The 16,993-nt window shown below is 61.1% G+C and carries 16 protein-coding genes and 4 pseudogenes; 2 read left to right on the forward strand and 18 right to left on the reverse strand.

Translation table 11 applies throughout. The features are described from left to right. Nucleotides 1–70: 70 nt before the first annotated feature. Complete coding sequence (locus tag OMP40_RS31870) at nucleotides 71–289, reverse strand: hypothetical protein (RefSeq protein WP_277537265.1); 219 nt, start codon at nucleotides 287–289, stop codon at nucleotides 71–73. A 216-nt stretch (nucleotides 290–505) separates the two neighbouring features. Here OMP40_RS31870 and OMP40_RS31875 point away from each other — a divergent pair, with 216 nt between their 5' ends. After that, a complete protein-coding gene (locus OMP40_RS31875) occupies nucleotides 506–1,681 on the forward strand; it encodes an oxalate decarboxylase family bicupin (RefSeq protein ID WP_277537267.1) in 1,176 nt (391 codons plus the stop codon). Nucleotides 1,682–1,856: 175 nt separating this feature from the next. On the opposite strand, the gene OMP40_RS31880 is transcribed toward OMP40_RS31875, so the two are convergent. The 13 genes and pseudogenes from OMP40_RS31880 to OMP40_RS31945 form a co-directional block, all read right to left on the reverse strand. After that, on the reverse strand, nucleotides 1,857–2,333 hold the full coding sequence (locus OMP40_RS31880; protein WP_277537269.1) for a YhcH/YjgK/YiaL family protein: 477 nt from the start codon (nucleotides 2,331–2,333) through the stop codon (nucleotides 1,857–1,859). A 34-nt stretch (nucleotides 2,334–2,367) separates the two neighbouring features. Beyond that, nucleotides 2,368–3,090, reverse strand: a complete 723-nt coding sequence (locus tag OMP40_RS31885; protein ID WP_277537271.1) for a LamG-like jellyroll fold domain-containing protein — start codon at nucleotides 3,088–3,090, stop codon at nucleotides 2,368–2,370. Between the two features lie 91 nt (nucleotides 3,091–3,181). Further along, nucleotides 3,182–3,742 (reverse strand): annotated as a pseudogene (locus OMP40_RS31890) (sialidase family protein); the annotation flags it as partial. After that, on the reverse strand, nucleotides 3,657–5,345 hold the full coding sequence (locus tag OMP40_RS31895; protein ID WP_277537273.1) for a DUF2341 domain-containing protein: 1,689 nt from the start codon (nucleotides 5,343–5,345) through the stop codon (nucleotides 3,657–3,659). The gene OMP40_RS31895 and the pseudogene OMP40_RS31890, both read right to left, overlap by 86 nt. Nucleotides 5,346–5,382: 37 nt before the next feature. Further along, complete coding sequence (locus OMP40_RS31900; protein WP_420872063.1) at nucleotides 5,383–5,907, reverse strand: dihydrodipicolinate synthase family protein; 525 nt, start codon at nucleotides 5,905–5,907, stop codon at nucleotides 5,383–5,385. 115 nt (nucleotides 5,908–6,022) lie between these two features. Beyond that, nucleotides 6,023–6,310: pseudogene (locus OMP40_RS42590) on the reverse strand (dihydrodipicolinate synthase family protein); the annotation flags it as partial. 158 nt (nucleotides 6,311–6,468) lie between these two features. After that, entirely contained in the window at nucleotides 6,469–7,179 is a 711-nt protein-coding gene (locus OMP40_RS42595; RefSeq protein WP_420872064.1) for a M14 family metallopeptidase, read from the reverse strand. A 187-nt stretch (nucleotides 7,180–7,366) separates the two neighbouring features. Next, the gene (locus OMP40_RS31920) at nucleotides 7,367–8,107 is read right to left on the reverse strand and encodes an MBL fold metallo-hydrolase (protein WP_277537280.1); all 741 of its coding nucleotides are present in this window, start codon (nucleotides 8,105–8,107) and stop codon (nucleotides 7,367–7,369) included. Next, nucleotides 8,104–9,120, reverse strand: a complete 1,017-nt coding sequence (locus OMP40_RS31925; RefSeq protein WP_277537282.1) for a Gfo/Idh/MocA family protein — start codon at nucleotides 9,118–9,120, stop codon at nucleotides 8,104–8,106. Before OMP40_RS31925 ends, OMP40_RS31920 begins: the two co-directional genes overlap by 4 nt. 25 nt (nucleotides 9,121–9,145) lie before the next feature. Beyond that, nucleotides 9,146–10,351: a pyridoxal-phosphate dependent enzyme gene (locus OMP40_RS31930; protein ID WP_277537283.1), complete on the reverse strand. Its 1,206-nt coding sequence runs from the start codon at nucleotides 10,349–10,351 to the stop codon at nucleotides 9,146–9,148. A gap of 43 nt (nucleotides 10,352–10,394) precedes the next feature. Further along, the gene (locus OMP40_RS31935; protein WP_277537284.1) at nucleotides 10,395–10,880 is read right to left on the reverse strand and encodes an aldo/keto reductase; all 486 of its coding nucleotides are present in this window, start codon (nucleotides 10,878–10,880) and stop codon (nucleotides 10,395–10,397) included. Nucleotides 10,881–10,971: 91 nt separating this feature from the next. Then, a pseudogene (locus tag OMP40_RS31940) lies at nucleotides 10,972–11,430 on the reverse strand (aldo/keto reductase); the annotation flags it as partial. A gap of 27 nt (nucleotides 11,431–11,457) precedes the next feature. Continuing rightward, nucleotides 11,458–12,135, reverse strand: coding sequence for a FadR/GntR family transcriptional regulator (locus OMP40_RS31945; protein WP_277537285.1), 678 nt, complete (start codon nucleotides 12,133–12,135; stop codon nucleotides 11,458–11,460). A 223-nt stretch (nucleotides 12,136–12,358) separates the two neighbouring features. On the opposite strand from OMP40_RS31945, the gene OMP40_RS31950 reads away from it, so the two are divergent. Further along, entirely contained in the window at nucleotides 12,359–13,084 is a 726-nt protein-coding gene (locus tag OMP40_RS31950; protein WP_277537286.1) for a FadR/GntR family transcriptional regulator, read from the forward strand. Here the strand turns inward: OMP40_RS31950 and OMP40_RS31955 are convergent. The 4 genes and pseudogenes from OMP40_RS31955 to OMP40_RS31970 all read right to left on the reverse strand — a co-directional run. Then, nucleotides 13,081–13,806: pseudogene (locus tag OMP40_RS31955) on the reverse strand (SDR family NAD(P)-dependent oxidoreductase); the annotation flags it as partial. The gene OMP40_RS31950 and the pseudogene OMP40_RS31955 overlap by 4 nt on opposite strands. A 31-nt stretch (nucleotides 13,807–13,837) precedes the next feature. Further along, nucleotides 13,838–14,278 carry a carbohydrate ABC transporter permease gene (locus OMP40_RS31960; protein WP_277537288.1) on the reverse strand — a complete coding sequence of 147 codons (441 nt, stop codon included), beginning with the start codon at nucleotides 14,276–14,278 and terminating at the stop codon, nucleotides 13,838–13,840. Between the two features lie 392 nt (nucleotides 14,279–14,670). Beyond that, the gene (locus OMP40_RS31965) at nucleotides 14,671–15,543 is read right to left on the reverse strand and encodes a carbohydrate ABC transporter permease (protein ID WP_277537290.1); all 873 of its coding nucleotides are present in this window, start codon (nucleotides 15,541–15,543) and stop codon (nucleotides 14,671–14,673) included. 82 nt (nucleotides 15,544–15,625) lie between these two features. After that, nucleotides 15,626–16,960: an ABC transporter substrate-binding protein gene (locus OMP40_RS31970; RefSeq protein ID WP_277537292.1), complete on the reverse strand. Its 1,335-nt coding sequence runs from the start codon at nucleotides 16,958–16,960 to the stop codon at nucleotides 15,626–15,628. Nucleotides 16,961–16,993: the final 33 nt, after the last annotated feature.

Here is a 16,993-nt window from a genome sequence, read left to right on the forward strand (position 1 = left end):
TTCGAACCGGATCGGCGCGCCCGAGGTGCCCGTGCTCGTCGGCGTTACCGTCTCCCGGTACGTGCCGGATTCAATGATACACGTATCGCCCCCCCGTCATGACCGCCGCGCACTGGCTGATCGTCTTGAACGGCGTAGACGTGCCGTTGCCCGTCAGGCTTCCTCCCGTAGCCGATACGTGGTACGTCGTCGCCGCGCTTGCGCCGGGCGGGGGCAAGAGCCCGACCGCGAGCGCCAACACGCTTGCCATGCTGACCGTGCGAATCCAAATGGAACGAACCGACATCATACTGCCTCCTCTTAGGATTGAATTTTCGTTACACCCAGAACATAGCAGGAAAACGAAGAAAGGAAAGTGCAAGATCTGCACTTTCCTCTACGGATTCCACGATTCGGAATGCTAAATTTGAATGACGCGATCGGATATTCGGCCGCACATACGATCCAAGCCGGTATACATACATATGAGCGATAAGGAAGTCAGCCGAAAGGAGCGCACCGACCGATGGAAGATCACAGGAAACGCATGCCGGCCAGCCCAATCAAGGTGCCGCAGCCCGTGCGTAAGGACGGCGCAGGCGGTCCCGACTTCGGTCCCCGCGACGTGCTGAGAGATCTCGAGAACCCGGATATGCTCGTTCCTCCCGCCACGGATGCGGGCTTGCTGCCCAACATGAAATTTTCGTTTTCCGATACGCACATGCAGCTGAACCAAGGCGGATGGTCCCGGGAGATCACGGTGCGGGATCTGCCGATCGCGACGACGCTCGCCGGCGTCAACATGAGCCTTGTGCCGGGCGGCGTGCGCGAGCTTCATTGGCATCAGCAGTCCGAATGGGCCTATATGATCTGGGGCCGCGCCCGCATCACGTCGGTCGACGCGCACGGACGCAATTTCATCGCCGACGTCGAGAAGGGAGATCTATGGTTCTTCCCTGCCGGACTGCCGCATTCGATCCAGGCGCTTGCGGAAGGCTGCGAGTTCCTGCTCGTCTTCGACGACGGCAGTTTCTCCGACCTCAACACGCTGTCGATCTCGGACTGGTTCGCGCACACGCCGAAGGACGTGCTGGCGGCGAACTTCGGCGTGCCCGAATCCGCCTTCGACGGCCGGCCGGACAGTCAGCTTTACATTTTCATGGATCGCGTGCCCGGACCGATCGCCTCCGAAGCCGTAGAATCTCCGTACGGCCCCATTCCGCTCTCCTTCAAGCACAAACTGCTCGCGCAGGAGCCGCTTCGGACGCCGGGCGGCAGCGTGCGGATCGTCGATTCCTCGAATTTCCCGGTCTCGAAGACGATCGCCGCCGCGCTCGTCGAGATCGAGCCCGGCGCGATGCGGGAGCTGCATTGGCATCCGAATAACGACGAATGGCAGTATTATCTAAGCGGGCAGGGCCGCATGACCGTATTCGGCGGCAACGGCGTCGCCCGGACCTTCGACGTCAGGGCGGGGGACGTGGGCTATGTTCCCTTCGCCTTCGGACATTATGTGCAAAACACGGGCAGCGAGACGCTCTGGTTTCTCGAGATGTTCCGCAGCGACCGGTTCGCCGACGTCTCGTTGAACCAGTGGATGGCGCTCACGCCGAGAGACCTGGTCCAGGCGAACCTGAACGCGACGCCCGAGCTGCTGAACGCGCTGCGCAAGGTGAAGTGGCCGGTCGTCAAATATCCTTAAGGACGGCTGGCGCTCCGTCAGCTCGCCAAGCAGGGGCACGACCGTGACTTCCATGCCGAGCCGGCGACTGAAGCCGGCGCGATGCGGCAAACGGCAAAAAAAAACCGCCGGCGCGAATCCGGCGGCGGTCTAACACGAGCCTGCATCCCGTCGTCAAGGCGAACGGGTTCTCTTTTCAAGCATTCAGACGATCCAGGCGAATCTTCACCACGACCTTGCGAATCGAAGCCGGGGCATCTATATGCATGCCCGGACGATGAATCTCGCCGGGCAGGAAGACGGCGTACATCCCTTTGCGCAGATAAAGGCAGCTCTCCTGCACCAGTCGATCGTACAAGACGACATCCTCCGTCTTCAGCAAATCCTGTTTGACCTTCGTCCCGTCCGCTGCCGGCGCGAACCCGATACGCTCCGCCCCGTCGAGCACATAATGAACGTCGGCGTAGACGCCGTGCGCCTCCCCGAGAGCCGCCTCGGGCGAGCGCGTCACCGACTCCGACAAGAGCGCATACATCCGCTCCCCTTCCAGCTCGATCCTGCCGGCCGGCATCGACCCGAAGTCCGTCTCCCGCAGGAAGGCCATCGCGCGGCTCAGCCCCGCGGGCGCAGCCGCCCATTGCCCGGCCCAATTTTCCAACCAACCTGCCATCATGTTGCAGTCAATCCTCCTGTACTGTCAAAGCGCCTCAGGCCGGCTGTTCCGTCCCGACCGTACCGGCCGCCGGCAGACCCGCCTCCGTATTCCGGATCGTCAGGTCGTCGATATAAACATCGGTGCCCGTCGCGCCCGTGCTCGCGGAGGCGATGTTGAAATGCGTAACGAGATTGCCGCTCTTGTAGGTGCCGGCCGTGCCCTTGAAGGCGCCGTCGACGTAAACGCCGATCGTGCCGGCCGTCGCGTCGAAGCGCAGTTCGATGTCGTGCCACGCGTCCAGCGTCAGATCCGTCGTCACCGGCAGCTCGATCCGGCCGCCCGCCGAGTTGTACACCTTCAGCGAACCGTCGGACTCGACGAAAAATTGGAACATCGTTCCTTCTGCCGCGTGCATGTACGAATAAGGCTCCCTTAGGGAGAAGGAAAACGAGTCTGCAAGGCTGTGCGCATACAGGCTGAATTTGACGATGCCCTGCCTCATTCCGGGGAAGAGGCGGCTGCCAGCGGTCAGGTTTGCCGTGTTGTCGTCCAGCAGACGAAGCGATCCCGCTCCGCTCCGAGCCTGGTTATGGCTGACCGCGATCGTCGAGCCGAGCTGCCACCAGTAATCGTTTTTCAGCTCCTCGTATTCGAAGCCGTCGGACACGCCGTGCGATTTGTACAGATAACGCTGAAAATCCTCGATCAGCAGCGTCTGCGCGGTCGACAGATTCGTCCCCCACCAGCCGAAAAGATAGGTGTCGGGATTGATCATAACGGTGGACGGCTTGCGTCGCGGGACGGCTGATCGTATCGGCGTTCACCCCGGGACCGGACAGCCGGGTGCGTCCGAGCAGATCGCGCATCGCGTTCCAGGACGCCGTCTCGTCTTTGCTGTACGCCAGCGTGAGCGGATTGCGGACATAGCTCGTCCCTCCGAACGCATTGTTGCCCGGCCACAGCAGCAGGACATCGCCGTTCGAATGGCGCGTCAATACGGACATCGTATTGGACGAGAACATGTTCGCGTCGACCGGCGTCGACCACGTTCGCCCGTTGTCGGTCGAGACGCTCTCCGCCAGCCGGACCTTGGTCGAGACCTGCTGCCTCATGTACATTTTAAGCGAGCCGTCCGTCAATTGAAGGATGGAGGGCTCGGACAGACCTCCCTCGCCGCCGCTTGCGGCAACGGACAGTTGGCTGGCGCTGCGTTGCCAGGTCGCGCCCTTGTCCGTCGAGTAGACGACGCTGACGGCCAAGCCGCCTTCGGGGTCCTTCACGAACGAGAACGGGAAAATCCAATCTCCGTTCGCGATCTGGATCGGGTTCGCGTAGGTGACGTTATACTTGACCGGATAGGTGACGCCGTCGTAAACGAGCGTGCCCGTGTCGATCTGCCAGGGGGGTCGTGAACGTCTGGCCGTTATCGGTCGATCTGGTCATGTAAAGATCGTTGCGGCATGCGTTCAGGCAGTCCGTCGTGGTATACCCGTAGTAAGAGTAGAAAAACAGCAGCACGTCGCCGTTGTCCGGATCGACGAACATTCCCGCAGGCTCGTCCCGGCCCGCATTGTTCAGATTCGCGATCTCGACCGGCGTCGTCCACGTCCGCCCTCCGTCCGACGAATACTTCGCGTAAATGCCGCTGGTCGTCGACTGAACCCGGTTGGCCACCATCATCAGGCTGCCGTTCGCGAGCAGTACCGGCTTGACGTTATCCTTGAACGGCGTCGTCGTATGATCCTCCAGCGTCTTGTTCCCGTACTCCACCTGCAGCGCTTCCTGACCGCCCCCCGTGAACGAAGCGGACGGATTGCCGTAATAGAGCCAGATCGTTCCGCTTGCGCCTGCCGCGAGGCTCGGGATCCGAACGAAGAAGCCGCCGTCGTCCATCTCGAAGGCCAGCTCCCGACCGCTTGCGTCCGCAAAGCGTAAGTCCGCATAATCGTAGCCGAGCTTGCCCGCCGCCTGCAGCGCGCTTGCGCCGAGCGACGTCTTCGTCACGTAAACGGCGCGGTCCTCCTGGAGCTGCGCTCCGCCGTTCGACACGGAGATCGCCTTCTTGTACGCCCATACGCCCCCGCCCCCTGCCGTCCACCGGCCGGCCGGCCGATTCGCCACGGCGAGCATCTGCTGCAAATTCGGGTTCGAGAACGTAAACGACGTATCGTCAAAATGATTGTGAACTTTGACATACCGGGCCGTGGCGGAGAAATTGTAAAGGATGATTCGATTGTTAAGCTTGAGGAAATCGAAGTCCGTCACTTTGGCGAACGTCGTATTGTCGTCGCTGACATAGAGGGACAGGTCGGACTTCTCGATCCGCGAAGGTCCCGACGCTTCCTTCAGCTCCACCGTGTTGAACGAGACCGGCGCGCCCAGGTCGATGCCCACGCTGCGGTAGGCGTAATCGAGCGCGGCGGAAACCGACTGGCCCCAATTCCCGACCGCGCCGGCTGCCGGATTGCGGTCGTCGTTCACATAACCGACCGTCCCGCTTAGCGTTCCCGGCTCGGGCTGGGTATCGAGCGCCTCCAGCAGGTTTTGCAGGTTCGCTTGCTTTAACCACACGCTCGCATTTCCCGCGTCTGAGAAGTTGGCGTGCACTTTGACGTATCTCGCGGAGGCGGAGAAATCCCGCAGCACGACGGAATTCCCCGACTTGTGGAAGCTCCAGCCGGTCAGCGGCGCATAAGTCACGTTGTCGTTGCTCGTATAGACGGCCAGATCCGAGCTGCGGTTGATCCGGTTCGTCCTGTCGTCGTCGATGAGCCGGAGCTCGTTGAACGATCGAGCCGTCTGAAAATCGATGCCGACGCTCCGCCCGTTGTAATCGAAGGCCGCGGACGAAGAATAGCCGAAGTTGCCGAGCGAGCCGCCGGTCGGCGAGCTGTCGTCGTTCAGGTAGCCGACGCTGCCGGGCAATCGCTCGGCATAAGCCGCCTGCGTCTCTCCCGGCCATGGCGCGGGAACGAACGGAACCGCCGCGAGCGCGGCAAGCAGCAGATAGAGCTTGGAGCGTTTGATCATGAATCGAGCACCTCTCTCATTGGGTATTCGGTTCGTTTCAAAGCAAGCTTACGGACGCGAACTTACGAACGGCGAGCTCGATCTTCGCATGCAGCGCATCGATCCGCTCCGCATGGCCCGACGACAGCTTCGGCAACGGCGCCCTGACTTCCCCGCAGTCGACTCCCCTGCGGCGAACGAGCGCCTTTAATGCCGCGTATACGGGCAAGGCCAGCAGGTCGGCGATAATGTCGTTGATGCAGAACTGCACCTCGCGGGCGGCCTCGATCCTTCCTGCGGCATATTCCTTCTCGAGCCGAACGAACAGCTCCGGCATGATGCCGTACGTGCCCCCGATCCCCGCGTCTGCGCCCATGATCCGTCCGGCGAGGTATTGTTCGTCCGGTCCGTTGAACATCAGGAAGCGCTCTCCGCCCATCGCTTTGAATTGCTGGAGCTCGTACGTGCTGGCCGCCGTCGTTTTGATGCCGATGAACTTCGGATTGTCGAGCAGCTGCGCGAGCAGCCCCTTCGTCAAGCTGAAGCCGGTCGTCGCCGGGATATGATAGATGATAAACGGCAAGTCCGCGCTGTCCGCGATCGCCGTCCAATGACGGCCGACGGCTTCCTCGGAATAGCCGTAGTAAAAAAGGCGCTACCGCCGACAATGCGGCGGCTCCCGCCTTCTCGGCATGCACGGCCAGCTCGACGCTGTCCTGCGTGGCGAGCGCACCGACGTGAGCGATGATCGGCACCTCTCCCGCGCTCGCTTCGATCGCGGCCTCCAGGACGAGCTTGCGCTCCTCGACGTTCTGCAACAATCCTTCGCCGGTGCTTCCTCCGACATACAATCCGTCGACGCCTTTGCCGATCAGAAACCGCGTCAGCTTCTGCACGGCGGCGGGGCTGACCCGGCCTTCCGCGTCATAGCATGAATTCATGGCGACGATGACGCCTTTGAATTTCTCGGACCATTGCGCTGTCATACAAGTTATCCTCCCGTAATTAAAGCCTGTTAGTTAGCAAAAATAAGACCCAAAACATCATCCGCGCATAGGCGCGATCAAATAGATCGAATCCCCCCTTGCGAACGATCGGGGTGCCCAGCAGCATGACCAGAACGCCTTCCGAGGAAGCGCGAACCTCATCTAGCACTTCGCCGCCATAGGAACGGATCGTGCCGATGCGATCGCCGGTCCGGAGCTCCGTCAGCAGCGTAACGTCCGGTATAAAAAAACCGTCCGCGGCGGCGGCGACCGATTCGTCGAAGTTGCCGTCGCCATGGATCGTGCGTATCGTCGCCGGCGCCGGCCCAAGCTCGGAAGGATTCGGACGGACGAGCATCCCGAGATGGTTCATGAGACGCAAGGTCCCCCTGTAAAACAGATCCGCGTCCTCCGGCCGGATTCTGCGCCCGCCGTACGCTTCGGTATACAGCCAAGGAACCTCGAGCGACTGGGCCGACGATACGCTTCTGCCCGGCGCGATCCGCTCGTGCCCCCATAGCAGGGGGGCTGCCGAACGCTTCGGCGGCAGCGCGGCAGCGGCGGCCGAACGCGGAGTCCGGATCGTGATAATAGCCCGCCAACGCGGCGACGGCATAGTGCGTCCCGCCGCTGTGAAGATCGAGAAAGAAGTCGCTCCCGGCGATCAGATCGTGGAGCGTGCAGGCAAGCCGCTCCGTCACGGTGCCGTCCGGCTTGCCCGGGAAGACGCGCGCAAGATTCATGTCGTCGTCGGGACTGATGCGGGTTCCCGCGCGGTACGCATACGGATTCGCGATCGGCAGCATGACGAGACTGCCGGCCAGCTCCTCCGGCGCAAGTCGCTCGTAGAGTCGAAGAATCGTCTCCACGCCTTCGTACTCGTCCCCCGTGAACGGCGGCGAATACGAGCATCCGCGGTCCGGATGCCCGGCCCTCGATCGCGAGCAGCGGCACCGACACCGATTCCCCGCCGTTTTCCAGCTTAAGGAGACTGCTTTTTTTCATCGATGGTCCATCCCTTCCTTCGTTGAAGTCGGCCTTCGCCGCTATCTTCGGTCACACGATGCTCCGCGGAGGCAGCCCCGCTTCGAACCGGGCGTTCGCCGCCGCGACGCTTGCGCCGCCGCCCGCCGTCAAGGGCCGATCGTGCCCGGCGTACAGCTGCTCCACCTCCAGCTTCGAGAGCCGCGCGATCGTCTTCCGATACTTCTCCAGGCTGTAATCCCGCGTTGTCTGCACCGCCAGTCTCCCGCCCGGAAATACGGCATCGGCTGCGAATAACGCGCGAAGCTCCGGGCAGTAAAGCGCGATCATGTCGTCGCTGTGACCGGGGGCGGGCAGCACGCGGAGCGTCAGTCCGCCCCCGAGCTTCAGCTCCTCGCCAGGAGACAAAATACGATCGACGGGACAAGCCTCGAACCTGTATTCCGGCGGATACACGCCCGCCGCCCGCGCTTCGATCAGGCTCATCCGCGCTTCGTCGCCGCGTCCGACGATATCGGCGGTCGCGGCGCCAGCAGCCACGCTCAGCCGCTTCAGACGCGTGCGCAAGCCGAAGGCGCCGCCGGAATGATCCGCGTGGGAGTGGGTGAGGATCAGGCACCGTACGCGCTCCGGATCAATGCCGTCCGCCAGCAGGTTGGACAAGATCGCCTCCGTCCCGCGTCCCGCTCCCGCATCGATGAGCGTGTAATCGCCGCCGCACTTCAACGCGTAAACGTTGCAATCGAGGGCGTCGCTGACAAGCGGACCGAGCGCCCCTCCGCCAACCGCGTGCACATGCTCCGTCAGCTTCATTGCGCCTCAGCCCGCTCGCTTAAGCGCACGACTCTTCCTTCCGCGGCAGACCGCTCGACGCAGGCGGCGACCCGCAGCGCGCGAAGCGCGTCGCGCGGCTTCAGAATCTCCGACGGCGCGCCCGCTCTCGCGCATTCGGCGAAGTGGCCCAGCTCGGCGGCAAGCGAGCCGCCTCTCGCGCCGTGAAGCACATGATCGTTGAAATAGCCATGCACGTCGGTCCTGCTGTCGTCCGAATAATAGACGCCCGGTTCGGGATCGACGATCATGACCGCTCCTCTTTCCGCGGAGATCTCCATCCGAACGTCGGCCGGAGCCGGCGCTCCTCCGGGCAGAAGCCAATTGTTCTCCAAAATGCCGATGCCGCCCTTTCGGAAGGTGAGCATCGCCCAACTGGCGTCCGGCGGACCGCCCGGTTCCGCCGAGGAGCGAAGGGCGTACACCTCTTCGACCTCGTCGTCCATGTACCAGTGCATCAGGTCGATATCGTGAATGCCGAGGATATAGGCCGGATGCACCCGATTGTAAATAGGAAAAAAAACGCTGCCGTTGTTTCGCTTGGCATAGATCGTGCGGATCCGTCCGAACGGGTTGGCGGCAAGCCTGTCCTTGACCGCGGCATACCTCGGATCGAAGCGCAGCACATGCCCGATCATGAGCACCTTGCCGCCGCTCTCGGCCGCTTCGATCATCCGCTCCGCCGCCTCCGGCCGATGGGCGATCGGCTTTTCCGCGAATACATGGACGCCCGCCCGAAGCGCGGCGATCGCCGGCTCGTCGTGCAAATGCTCGGGCGTCAGTACGTCGACGGCGTCGAAGGCTTGGCGATCCAGCAGCTCCCGCCAGTCCGTATAACACGCGGCGTCCGGGAACCAAGCCTTGAACCGCGGGAATCTCGCGGCGTCCCGATCGCAGATCGCGGTCACCTTCACCCCGGGCATCTTGCTCCAGATGCCGGCATGAAGCTCCGCAAACCTGCCGAGCCCGATCATTCCCAGCTTCAGCTCCTTCATGCCATACCTCCTCGTCGCAAATGAATTAAATCGTCAGCGCGGACACTTCCAGCAGAGGAACGTCCCGATCTTTCACCATCTCGGCCACGCTGGCGCCGTCTTTGAAGCCGACGCCGCTGACGATGCAGACGACCGGTCCGCGATCGAACGTCCCGCCGTTCTCCCGTTCGCGGATCAAGCCTGCCAGCGCGGCTGCGCCCGCCGGTTCGCAGAAGATGCCTTCCTCCTCTGCCAGCATTCGTTGGGCCGCATAAATATCGTCGTCCGCGACGGATAGGCAAGAGCCGTCTCCCGCCGCCATTAAGGCAAGCGCCGCATCGCCGTCCGGCGGATTCGGCACCTGCAGTCCGGAAATTCTCGAGGTCGACGGCCCGGGCGCCGGATGCTTGTCGCCATGCCGGTAAGCGACGGCGATGTTGGCGCAGCCGTCCGGCTGTACCGCGACCATATGGGGCTTCCCCTCGGCCAGTCCGAAGCGGCACAGCTCGTCGAAGCCCTTCCAGATGCCGACGTACAATCCGCCGCCGCCCGCCGGCGCGTAGACCCTCGCGGCAGCCGCTTCGCCCAATTGCTCCGCGATCTCGTAGGCGATTGTCTTGACGCCTTCCATGGCATAGGGATTGAAGCGGAAGGCGGTGACCATCATCTCCCAGTTTCGCGCCTTCGAAGCCGCGACGACGCGTTCGAACACCTCCTCGCCCACTTCCGGACTGTAGCCGAAGCCGACCACCTTGCGAACAGACGCGCGATAGGCCAGCACCTGCGCCAGCTTCGCTTCTGCCATGTTCTCCAGCACGTAGAGATGATAGGGGAGCTTCGCGCGCGCCGCGTAAGCGGCCGCCGCAGCGCCGGCATTGCCGGACGACGTGCCGATGCAGGCTTCTTTCCCTTGCGCGAGCGCCCAGGAGACGCCCATCGCGGCGATCCGATCCTTGTAAGAGCCGGTCGGATTGCCGCCTTCGTACTTAAAATACAGGGCGTCGAGGCCTAGACGTCCGGCCAACGACACGCTCCGCACGAGCGGCGTTCCCCCTTCGCCCAGTTCGATTCGGCTGGAGACGGGAACGTCCGGCAGCAAGGCCGCGTACTTCCAGATCCCTTGGCCGGTTCCTTTGTTCCAACGCCCGTCCGGACGCGCGTATTGAAGCAGCAATGCGCCTCCGCACAAAGCGCAGGAATACGGCGTTCCGGACGGAGCTGCGCTGCCGCAGGCACTGCAAATCGCGTTCATGGCGTTCTCTCCTCAAAGTATGGCGTGCCGCCGTCTCTTCCCGTCACCCTTGCCTCCATCGGCCGGGAATCAGCAGCGCCTCGGGCACTTCGCCGTACAGCTTGCCGATCGCCGACGCCGTTCGTTCGGAGAGTGGCGGTCCGTTCAACAGGCGGATGTTGGCTTTCAGCTGCTCTTGTCGTTCCATGCCGACGATCAGGCTGTCGATGCCTGGATAATCCCGAACAAATGAAAAGGCGAGTTGAAGAACGGAAATCCCTTCTTCTTCCGCCAACGCGCGAAGCGACGTCAGCAGCGGCCCGGCAGCGGCCAGCCCGTTCGGCAGCGAGGACGGCTCCAGGGCGAACAAGCCTTGGAGGAACACGCTTCTTGCGACGATCGTCTTGCCCGCTTCGCGCATTCGTTCAATCGCGCCGATCCGCGGAAGGCGATGATCGAAAACATTGAACGGAATCTGGACGACCGAATAGACGTCGTCCCGGATCCGATCCGCCAGCGCGACGTATTGCGCGGCCGTATGCCCGGTCAAAGATATTCCGCCCGCGCCGATCAGGCCTTCCCCCCCTCATCCGCCGCATCGTCCTTGTCACCGCGCTTCCGTAACGATCGAGCGCGTCCGGATCGTGCAGCTTGAGCACGGACAATCGCGGCAAGCGAAGCCGCTCCAGACTGGCGCTCACGCTCTCGTACATAAAAGCTTCGATCTCTCGGTCGCTCATGACCGATCCGGCAGGCAGCTTGACCTTGGACATGACCGTTCGCTCCGCCGGCGCTTCGCGCTTCCCGAAGTAATCGCCGAGCCGCCGCTCCGAATCCCCGTATTCCGGAGCCGTGTCGAAAGCGCGAACGCCCGCTTCTTCGCATGCCGCCAGCATCCGGTCGGCATCCACCTCCTCCGCCGCATTCGCAATGCCGTAGCCCTTTAACCCGAGCTGCGCCGTTCCGAGCGTCAGCTTCGAGATCGGCGCGGCGCCAGCTCCAGTTCGACTGTCCTTATTCACCCTTTCAACCTCCGATATGATGGTATGACCAGTTATCAGAAAGCGGAGAGGGGACGAATCGATGCCGGAATGCCGCATCCATTCGCGCTCTCCTGTCGAACCCGACTAAATAAACTTCTGAAGCGGAGCCAGGTGTATCTCCATCTCCCGCTTCGCTCTTGCCACGTCCTTCGCCCGAATCGCATCGGTCACGTTCTGGTGCTCGTCGACCGATTTTCTAGAGCTCTCGACGGAATCGAAGTGCTGCGTTCGAATTTTGAGGAAGAAGTCGCTGATCAGACCGCTCAGCTCCAGATAAGTCTCGTTCCCGGTTGCCCGAAAAAGCGTCTCATGGAACGCCAGATCCTCCTCGATCGGCGGAAGACCCCGATCGACCTTTTCCGCCATCCGGCGATTCCATTCGTCCATCTGATCCAGGCAGGCGACATCGTAGTGTTCGATCGCCATCTCCACGGCGCCCAGCTCCAGAATCCGACGGGTCTTCACCAGCTCGGTCATCTTGCGTTCGTCCTGCTGCCAGCGAAACGAAACCTGCTCCAGGATCGGCTTTAACGACGGTCCTCCGACATAGATGCCGTCGCCTGTCTTGATTTTGACGATGCCAAGCATCTCCATCGACTTCAACGCTTCGCGTACGACCGTTCGGCTTACGCCCAGCGCATCGATGAGCTGCTTCTCGGAGGGCAGCTTATCCCCTTCCCGCATGTCTTTCTCTAGGATGTATTCTTTGATTCGGTCGCTTACGATGTGGGACAAGTTCACTTTCTCCGACGAATTCAACATGCGCTCACCTCCGGCAATCCGGCTTTCTGATCGTAAAGATAGAAGATCGCCATTTTTTCCATATCATGTACCTTCAACGCTACTCGTCGCCTGGTTCGCTGTCAATCGCAGCTCCGGCTGCTTCTCCATTTGACAGCACGCGCAATGCGGAGTACCCTTGATTAAGTGGTCTGACCATTAGCGAAGCCAGCCGCATCGTTGACGCAGAAGGAGCCTAACGTCCATGAAGCCGATTGACAAGACCGAGCGATATACGCTGACCGAGCTGATCGTTCGCAACCTGAAGACCTATATCCTCGATCGCGAGATGAAGCCCGGCGATAAGCTTCCGGCCGAACGCGAGCTGTGCCAGACGCTGGGCGTCAGCCGCGCCGTCCTGCGCGAAGCGCTGCGTTCCCTCGAGAGCGCCGGCTTGCTGCAGATCCGCCATGGCGAGGGCAGCTACGTCGCCGTTCATTTTTTTAATCCGCTGTACGAACAGCTCCACTTCATCCAGCGCATGGCGCCGAATCGGCAGCGCGACCTCCAGGGCATCCGCTATTTAATAGAAGCTTCCGCCATCGAATCCGCCTCCAGGCTCGACGCCCGGGCTTGGGACGAACGCGTCGAGCTTGCCGAACGCTTCGCGCAATCCGCCGGGTTGGACGTCGCTTCGCGCAGCGAGCTGGACGCCCGCTTCCACCTGGCGCTCATTCGTTCCTTAGACAACAAGACGCTGGAGGAGATGGCCGAAGCGTTTCTGCGGCTGAATGACCGCTTCGACGACTCCGACGAGGCGCATCGCGCGCACGCACGCGAGCATGATCTCTATCTGAACGCCATCCGCGAAGGCAATCTGGAGCTCGCAAAGACGCTTCTCGAGCAGCACCTGACTACCAACTGCTCCACCCCCCCGTCCATAACGAGGTTGTGTCCCGTTATGTACGATGAAGCGCGGGAGGCGAGATAGACGACAGCGCCTTTGATATCGTCGTCGTCGGCCATTCTGCCGAGCGGCGTTCTTTCTTTGTACTTTTGCATGAATTCATCGTCGGCGTCCTCCAGGGTGCCGGTCGGGTTGTACCCGCCGGGGCTTATGCTGTTGACCCGGATGTTGTAAGGCCCGTAGTAATTGGCAAGCCACTTGGTCATGCCGATCAATCCCCACTTGTTGTACGTATATTCGATTCCGCTCGTTCTGCCGGTGTTGCCGTATACGGGAAAATGCGGGCCCAATATGCCTTGTATCGAAGAGATGTTAATGATATTCCCTTCCATCCTTTTCCTCATCGCGGGAACGACAGCCTTCGTCAGCAGCATCGTGCCGAGCCCGTTCACCTGCTCGGCCGCGCTCCAGCCTGCCGCCTCCGTCTTTTCCAGATCGGCCAGTCCGACCCGGGAGACGGCATTGTTGACCAAAATATCGATGCGTCCGTATCGCTCCAGCGTCTGTGCGGCGAACGTTCGAATGGCGGCTTCGTCGCCGAGATCGAGCGGAAGCGCGGCGGCGTCCGCGCCTTCGTCGCGAAGCTTGGCCGCGAGGGATTCGCATTCGGCCACGCCTCGCGAGGCGATCACGACGGTAGCGCCCGCCTGCGCGAGCGCAGTCGAGATATGCGCGCCGTACAGGCCCGAGCCTCCCGTCACGACCGCCACCTTGGAATCGAGGCGGAACAGCTCCATCACGTTCATCGCCGCGCCCTCCTTTTTTCTCCCATGATGGTTACCCTTTCACGCTGCCTACCGTTATTCCCTTGACAAAATAACGCTGAAACGCGATAAAGACGACAAATATCGGAATGAAGCCCATCGTGGCCGCCGCCATCTGCGCGCCGTAATTGGCCGAAAATTCGCTGACCAGGGTCGAGATGCCGACGTTGATCGTCATCTTCGTCTCGTCGCTGAGCATAATCAGCTGCCACAGGTAGTCGTTCCATGTGAACGAGAATACGAAAATGGCGAGCGCGCCGATTCCCGGCTTGACGACCGGCACAAACAGCCTCGCGAACAAAGCGAGCTCGCTGCAGCCGTCGATCTTGCCCGCCTCGAGAAGTTCGTTCGGCACCGTCTGGCTGAACTGCTTCATAAGGAAGGCGGCGAACGGCAAAGCCAGGACCGGAAGAATGACGCTCCAGCCGTTGTTGACCAGATGCAGATTCCGCATGAGGGTGAACAGCGGAACCAGCCCCAGCTGGCGGGGGGATCATCATCGTCACTATGACCAGCCCGAACAGAACGGCCTGCCCGGTGAATCGATGCTTGGTGAACGCATAGCCGGCCATCGTCGCCACGGCGCAGGTAAGCAAGGTCGCGCCTCCGGCGATCAGCACGCTGTTGAGCAGCCAGCGAACCACCTCGCTCTCCGCGAACAGCTTCGTATAGTTGGCCGTCGTCGGAGAAGAAGGGAACAGCTCAGGCGGAATTCGAATGGCCATCGACTGGCTCTTGAACGAACCGGTGATCATCCAATAGATCGGGAACAGAAAGAATAGCGCGCATAGATAGAGGACAAGGTCGACAGCCCATTTCAATGGTTTGGTCATCGGCGGCGCCTCCTTAATACTCGACATCGGAACGGAAGAATTTGAATTGAATCAGGGAAAAAATCGAGATCAATATGGCAAGCAAAACCCCCATCGCAGAGGCAAGTCCCAGATTGCCGTACTTGAAGGCCGTCTCGTACAGCAAGTACATGATCGTCGTCGTCGAATAATTAGGTCCGCCGCCGGTCAGCAGTTGTATAACGACGAACGTCTGGAACGCTCCGATGGTCGTCGTCACGACGACATACAGCGTTGTAGGCTTCAGCAGAGGCAGCGTAATGCTCCAGAACTTCCGCCATGGCGATGCGCCGTCGATCGACGCCGCTTCGCCATAGGAGGCCGGAATGCCCCCCAGACCTGCCATATAAAGAATAAACGGCTGTCCGACGCACCACGTAATCACCACCAGGATGACCGCGATCAGCGTCACCGAAGAATCCGAAAGCCACATGACGGGCTCGATCCCAAGCAGGGAGAGTCCATAATTCGCCACCCCTGTCATCGGATTATAAATCCACAGCCAGGCGATCGATAAAATGACCTGCGAAGTGACGATCGGCAGATAGAAGCTCGCCCGGAAAAACGAAGCGACGGCCGCCGACTTGTGAATGACGATGCTGGCCGTCGCGAGCGAGAAGCCTACGGATAAAGGCACGACGCCCAGGACGAGCAGGAAGGTATTGCGGATCGACTTGAGGAATACGTCGTCTCCGAGCAGATGCGTGTAGTTGCCAAAGCCGACCCATTCCTTGCGGCCAATGCCGTAATCGAACAAGCTCAGGTAAATCGCGTCAACAAACGGATAAATCTCGAAAGCGGCGAATACGAGGAGAAACGGCAAAATGAAGAAGAAACCCCAAAACTCCCGGTAAGCTCTAGATGCCATGTTCCTATCCCAACTCTCTCCATGAACTTGACCGGAGGCGTTCGTTCCTCACGGATGAAACCTCCGGCCTGGCTCCTGCAATCTACTTGGCGTTCGATGCGATGATCTCGTTCGCCTTGGCGACCCAGTCGTCGAGCGCCTGCTTCGCCGTCTTATGCTTCGTGAATGCGGCCTGAAGCTCCGGGAAGAATGCGTTGCGGGTCTCGGCGTAGCCCGGAATCGACAGTCCGATATCTTTCGCGTACGCGGACAGCTTGATCGTCTTGCCTTGCGGGGAATCCTCCGCGTAGCCCGACGCCATCGACTTGCGCGTCGCGATGACGCTGGCGGCTTCCGCCATCTTGGCCATGCTTTCTTTGCTGTTGGCGAACGTCGCGAAGTCTTTGGCGGCGCTCATCTTCGCTTCGTCCTTCGATTTCCAGACCCAGGTGCCATAGCCGAGAAGAAGCGAATTCGAGCTTTTGCCGTCCTTGCTCGGGTAGGGGACGATATCGTAATTGAACTTCTTGGCCGAGCCTTCCGCGAACGCCTTGTCGAACGCGCCGAAGTTCGCCAGGCTGCCGAAGGTCATGCCGATCTTGCCTTGCAGGAACATCTCGTTGATGACCGCGCCCGCCTTCAGCCCCGGCACGCCGGGCGGCGTCAACCCTTCGTCGATCAGGCTTGTCAGATACTCGAGTCCTTCGACCCCTTCCGGAGAATTAAGGACGGCCTTCGTCTTGTCGTCCGACCAGGTGCTGGCGCCGAATCCCCACAGGAACAGGTGGTGGCTCTGATCGCCGCCCGTATCGCCCGCGTACGTGCCGAAACCGTAAATGCCGTTGGCCGGGTCGTTGACGGCCTTCGCCGCTTCCTTGAATTGATCGTACGTCCAGGTCGCCATGTTCTTCGGCAGCAGATCGGTCGCTCCCTTGGCTTCGAACAGATCCCGATTCACCATCATGCCCGGCGCCGTAATGCTGTTCGGAATGATATACAGATGCCCGTCGACCGACAGCGAATCGAGAACGCCCGCTTCGAAATCATCCTTGTCGATCGCTTCCTCCAACGGAACGAGAAGCCCTTTTTTCGCGTAGGTGAGCGGCCAGCCGATCGCGCCCTGCTGAACGTCCGGGAGCTCCGCGGTGTTGATCGCGATGCTGATTCTTTCCGCGATCTTGTCGTCCGGCGTCTTGACAAGCTTGATCGTCGTACCGGGATGAGCGGCCTCGTAATCGCTTTTGATCGATTCATAGGCGCTTTGCAAGTCCTCCCGCGCATCGACCCACCAGGTCAGCTCCACCTTCTGTCCGGAAGCGCTCGCGCTTGCCGGGGAACTCCCTTTGGCCGGTTGTTCGTTATTGCCGCCGTTGCCGCAGCCTGCGATGAATCCGATCGATAAGACCAGTGCGCCCGCTATCCCGTTCACTTTTCTCATGCGTATCCCCCCCAAGGTTTGAAGTTCGATTGC

The organism is Cohnella rhizosphaerae, assembly GCF_029525575.1.
Classification (GTDB): Bacteria; Bacillota; Bacilli; order Paenibacillales; family Paenibacillaceae; genus Cohnella; species Cohnella rhizosphaerae.